The following is a 4,958-nucleotide window of genomic DNA, read 5'->3' as shown; positions in this document are numbered from 1 at the left end:
CATACCTAGCTTTCCATTCTATTCTTTTGTTAGCATCGTTCATTGGCATAACCTCCAGATTTTTTTCTAAAGAGATTATCTCAAGAACGGATATTTAATAGAAGGTGTTCATTGTTTGACGCTTACGGATTATTCCTCGGTGAGAGTGACTTTATAAGTTCATTACTGATTGATCAATCAATAATAGGAGTGCAAATAACAAATTCGCATCCTTTCACTTTAAAAGAGGAATCTCATTTATAAAAATGAAATTCCTCCGATTTTCATTTAAATATTCATCAAATCATCATTCAACTTTTTAGCTTCATTACGGAAATACAGATAAAAACCAATCCAAATCCCCACATAAATGAATAAGAACAATCCTGCAAAGAGTAGAATGCTTGTCAAATTAAAAGGAATCCAGCCGACGTTGAGAGATAAAATGAAAAAGAGAATTACTGCTGAAATGAAATGTAAGGCGGTTTGCTGCACTAATTTTAAAGATTTGATTTCAAAAATAAGTGGCGTGACAGCGAAGAACCATCCACAGAAAATACATGCAAGAGAGTTTTTAAGAAAAAGCTCTCCATCTAATAGAGTGGAACCATTTAAATAAATGATATTAGTGATCAAAACCATCATAAAAGCACCGAATAAAATACCAATGAAACTTTGAAATAAAAATCGCTTCATCCATCCTTCCTCCTATTCATTTTCAAAGATTCTTTAATGTTTTTTACATAGTGTCTTGTTACATATTCTTTTGCTCCTGACTTGAAGTGGACACAGAGTGTTCCATTAAAAGAAGGCTCGAATCTGCTCATTTCATGCAGATTAGCAATTACTGATTTAGACAGCCTTACAAAACGAGTTGATGGTAGCATTTTTTCTAATTCGTACAGTTTCTCCTTCAGTACAAAAGATCCTTCTGATGTTACAGCGATGACCTTCTCATTCTCTGTATGAAAATAATGGATATTTTTAGGCTTCAAGATGTGCTGCATTTCACCGACTCTACCAATAATGAACTCCGTTTCTTTTCCTTTTAGATAATCTACAATCTCTTGTATGGAATCATCAAGTTCTTTACATTGGATGATAACCTTTGTTTGTTCATGCTCTTGATCGATATCCAATGATATCTTCATATATCTCATCCCCCACTAAAATTCTCCCTATTTACAATTATACAGTTTTTCGCTGCCTCTGAATGATCAAATAGGAAATAATTAGTAGAAAAAGGGCGTAACCTAAAGATAAGAATGTATCTGTGTCAAAGTGGAGCTGATTATTCCAGATAGCGATAAACAACTGATTCATATGATACAGGGGATTTAAGTAAGCGATCATTTGAACGAACTTCGGCATGATTTCAATGGGTAAAGCAAAGCCTCCAGTAAACATGACAAATTGAAAGATTACTATGGAGAAGACTAGAGCACTCTTCATCTCTTTAAAAAAAGAATATATTGCTGAGGCGAAAATTAGTAATAAGATGTTCAATAACAAGAAAAATGCGTAAGAACTTATAAAATTCATGTAATCAAAAGGCAGATTATATACAAAAATACCGAGCATTTGAATGAAGAAATAACCGACGCTAGTTACAATAATCGACCTAAGGATGTTAGAAACAAGCAGGATTTTTTTAGAAACGGGTGCAAGCAGGATTCTTTTTTCTACTCCGCTGGAGCGGTTCACTACTTGTTCGAATCCAAACGCAAAGAATATGACTGAAAACGTGATGAGCAAAATAAATGACGGAGTATAAACTTCAGCATATGTTAAACCGTTGGCATACGTATTTTCTCCAAATAGCTGCCCTAAGAATATATAAGTGACAGGTGGGATAATCAGCGAAAATGCTAAATAAAAAATTTCTCTTGAGAACATAATCAGATCATATTTTAATTGGGTAAGTAACATGATAATTCCTCCTCTTGATTTTATATTGCTTCAACGTTTTGTAAGTAAAAATTGTTGATGGATGAGTATCCACGGGCAAGGATATTTTCTGGTGTTGTTAACACCTCTGCTTTTCCGTCATTGATCAAGCAGACTTTATCACAGTACATCTCTATTTCGTCCATATAATGAGTGGTGAGGATGACTGTTCCACCGGTTTTTCGATTATACTCCGCAATGTAAGACCATAGAGTATTTCGCATGTGTGGATCTAATCCAGTGGTAGGTTCATCGAGAATAATTAACTTTGGATTGGACAAGAAGGCTATTGCTAAGCTGACCTTTTGTTTCCAGCCGCCAGAGAGTTTTTCAAAGTATGTTTTTTTATGAGATTCCAACTTGAAGTCTTCAATAATTTGTTCGATCTTCAAGTCAGATTGATAGTATGCCTTGAATAGACGAAGCAGTTCAACTACTTTAAGATTCTTATAAAACTCGGTTGGTTGTAAGACAGCCGAGATGTTGGAGCGAATCGCTTGTTGTTTCTGTTCCGTAAGATGTTTCAAGTCATGTCCGAACACATTTACTTCGCCCTCATCATAACTCTTCAGTGTCATAATGATTTCAAGGAAAGTGGACTTCCCTGCGCCATTTTTACCGATCACACCGATAATTTCTCCTTTATTCGCTTGAAAATCCAACCCCTTTAATACAGGTTTACCGTGATATGACTTATGCAAATTCTTCACCTTGATCATTTTGTCGCCCTCCGTTTTTCTTTGTTAATTACATCCTATCGAGAAACGTTTTTTCCGTCTATGCAATCTCGATGAGATGTCGATCTCTGATAGTCACATGCAAAAAATAGGGGGTGTCATGCATCCATAGAAAACGGTGTATATCTCCGTATTCCTTTGAGTCCAGGAATGAAAAGGTTGCTAAACGGGTAAATGGAAGTATCTCTGTTAGGTTTACAGACCTCACAGGTTGAGAAGAACGTATAGAAGCTATTTCACAGAAGAGGTGTAAGCAAATGAGTTTAGAAGAAATATTTCAAAATCAAAAACCTGTAGAAGATGCTGCAAACGAACATACAGTAATCGGAAAAGATGGAATGGTTTCTTGTCCGGTAAAAGAAGCGGCTGAAGTGGGGGAAGAGGTACTGAAAGAAGGCGGCAATGCGATGGATGCCGTCATTGCAATGCAACTTGCTCTCGCAGCTGTAGAAGGGATGAATACAGGTGTTGGCGGTGGTGGAGTCATTTTATATTATGATTCCAGTAATAAAGAAACGAAAATAATTAATGGGCATAGCCAAGCACCGTCAGCTGTTAAACCTGATCTGTTCTTTGATGAGGAAGATTCACTAATTTCATTCGATGAGCGCTCGACAAGTCCCCGTGCAGTGGCTGTGCCAGGGGTGTTGAGAATGCTGGAATTGGCTAAAAATCAGTATGGAACCTTGTCACTTGAGCGTCTTATTGATCCTGCTATACATTTAGCGGAAGAAGGATTCCGCATCAATCGATCGTGGGAAAGAGCATTGGAGAATTTCCAGCATCGCTTGGGAGATGTAGCTAAGAAGACATTTGTTCCTGATGGTAAGCCATTAAAACAGGGAGTCCATTTCCAACAGCCAGACTTGGTGAAGACCCTGAAACTGATCCGTAAAGAGGGGTTCTCCACGTTTTATGAAGGTGAAATTGCTGATGCTATCATCAAAACTTTAGCCGACCATGGAGGAATAATGGAAAAGGCTGATTTAGAAAGCTATCAATCAGCTATCGAAGAACCGTTTTGGGGGAGTTACAAGGATTATAAATTAGCCATTCCTGCCCCGGCAGGCGGTGGCGGGGTTTCGTTATCCATGCTGCTTAAAATGCTGGAGAAACTGAACGTGAGTCAATACGATATCCATTCTTGGGAAAAGTATCATTTGATTGCAGAGGCGACAAGGCTTGTATTGGCGGACCAACAGACGTATCTCGGTGACCCGGAATTCAGCAGGATTCCTTATCAAGGTCTGCTTAGTGATGAGTATATTGAAGAAAGGCTAAAACTCATTGACCTTGAATCTAAGAAAAAAGAGATTACTGCAGGTAAACCATGGAACTACCAAGAAGGTGAGCCGAATTATAAGGTGGAAATGGACCACAACCGTCATGGTATGGACACGACTCACTTTACAGCAGTAGACCAATGGGGCAATGTTGCTGCATGTACGACTTCACTCGAGCGGATATTCGGTTCTGGAATCATGGTGGATGGATATGGATTCATGCTAAATAATGACTTGACAGATTTTAGTCCAGAACCTGGAGCGGCGAATGAACCAAACAGCAAAAAATTCCCGGTAAGCTCCAAATCTCCGACGATTGTTTTTCATGATGGAAAACCGTTTTTCACTCTTGGTTCTCCTGGAGCCACCACTATTATCAGCTCGGTCGCACAAGTTCTTTTACATGTCCTAGACTATAAAATGGATTTGAGGGAAGCAATCGCCGAAGTACGGATATTCAATAATCCTGAGGCTTCGATGGAATGGGAAGATGGTATCAATGAGGAAGCGATGGCCCAGTTGAAGAAAATAAGTTATGAACTGAATAAAAGCTTTAAAACTGAAACTGCTGATAATCGTTTAGGGGACGTCAAAGGAATCTTAATCAATCCATGGAATGGCAATTTGTATGGAGCGGTAGATTCACCTAGACCAGGAAGAGCGATTGGAATCAACCAAAATTCCAAGTAAGAAAAAAGAGACATCCACGACCTATGAACTGCCCCCTGTCAAGTAGACAGCGGAAATAATAAAAAGAATTTAAGCGGCTTTAGCTCTGTATTCTATAGGGCTAAGGCCGTTTAATCCTTCTTGATATCTTTTGTTGTTGTAGAAATAAATGTATTTTTCAATTGCTTTTGATAGTTCCTTAAAGGTCTCATACTTATGGGGCTTGTCAAATAAAGTGTGTAAGTCCCCATTTACTCAAGGTATTTTAACACCCTATCTTTCAGTTCATCATGAAGAAGAAGCTGGTTCATCACCATGGCCCAGTTTTGAATACGGCCACCAT

Annotated in this window: 5 protein-coding genes and 1 pseudogene; 1 reads left to right on the top strand and 5 read right to left on the bottom strand. The window is 38.3% G+C overall.

Features of this window, described 5'->3' with window-relative positions:
- Positions 1-267 precede the first annotated feature (267 nt).
- The 4 genes from M3210_RS19310 to M3210_RS19295 are packed head-to-tail and all read right to left on the bottom strand — an operon-like array spanning position 268 to position 2,645.
- A complete protein-coding gene (locus tag M3210_RS19310; protein ID WP_251517817.1) occupies positions 268-675 on the bottom strand; it encodes a DUF3021 domain-containing protein in 408 nt (135 codons plus the stop codon).
- Positions 672-1,130 carry a LytTR family DNA-binding domain-containing protein gene (locus M3210_RS19305; protein ID WP_251517815.1) on the bottom strand — a complete coding sequence of 153 codons (459 nt, stop codon included), beginning with the start codon at positions 1,128-1,130 and terminating at the stop codon, positions 672-674. Before M3210_RS19305 ends, M3210_RS19310 begins: the two co-directional genes overlap by 4 nt.
- A 37-nt stretch (positions 1,131-1,167) precedes the next feature.
- Positions 1,168-1,908: an ABC transporter permease gene (locus M3210_RS19300; RefSeq protein ID WP_251517812.1), complete on the bottom strand. Its 741-nt coding sequence runs from the start codon at positions 1,906-1,908 to the stop codon at positions 1,168-1,170.
- 20 nt (positions 1,909-1,928) lie between these two features.
- The gene (locus tag M3210_RS19295; RefSeq protein ID WP_251517810.1) at positions 1,929-2,645 is read right to left on the bottom strand and encodes an ABC transporter ATP-binding protein; all 717 of its coding nucleotides are present in this window, start codon (positions 2,643-2,645) and stop codon (positions 1,929-1,931) included.
- Between the two features lie 275 nt (positions 2,646-2,920).
- Here M3210_RS19295 and ggt point away from each other — a divergent pair, with 275 nt between their 5' ends.
- On the top strand, positions 2,921-4,636 hold the full coding sequence (ggt, locus tag M3210_RS19290) for a gamma-glutamyltransferase (RefSeq protein WP_251517807.1): 1,716 nt from the start codon (positions 2,921-2,923) through the stop codon (positions 4,634-4,636).
- Between the two features lie 69 nt (positions 4,637-4,705).
- Here the strand turns inward: ggt and M3210_RS19285 are convergent.
- Positions 4,706-4,819: pseudogene (locus tag M3210_RS19285) on the bottom strand (IS3 family transposase); the annotation flags it as partial.
- Between the last annotated feature and the right edge of the window lie 139 nt (positions 4,820-4,958).

The sequence above is a fragment of the Oceanobacillus luteolus genome (assembly GCF_023715655.1).
Lineage (GTDB): Bacteria > Bacillota > Bacilli > Bacillales > Amphibacillaceae > Oceanobacillus > Oceanobacillus luteolus.
Note: the sequence above shows the minus strand (reverse complement) of the source record. Positions and strands in the feature narration are given on the sequence as shown.

Excerpts from the sequence above, each read along its gene's own strand:
- ggt (WP_251517807.1), top strand. The coding sequence starts at position 2,921 with ATGAGTTTAGAAGAAATATTTCAAAATCAAAAACCTGTAGAAGATGCT.
- M3210_RS19305 (WP_251517815.1), bottom strand. The coding sequence starts at position 1,130 with ATGAAGATATCATTGGATATCGATCAAGAGCATGAACAAACAAAGGTT.
- M3210_RS19310 (WP_251517817.1), bottom strand. The coding sequence starts at position 675 with ATGAAGCGATTTTTATTTCAAAGTTTCATTGGTATTTTATTCGGTGCT.
- M3210_RS19295 (WP_251517810.1), bottom strand. The coding sequence starts at position 2,645 with ATGATCAAGGTGAAGAATTTGCATAAGTCATATCACGGTAAACCTGTA.
- M3210_RS19300 (WP_251517812.1), bottom strand. The coding sequence starts at position 1,908 with ATGTTACTTACCCAATTAAAATATGATCTGATTATGTTCTCAAGAGAA.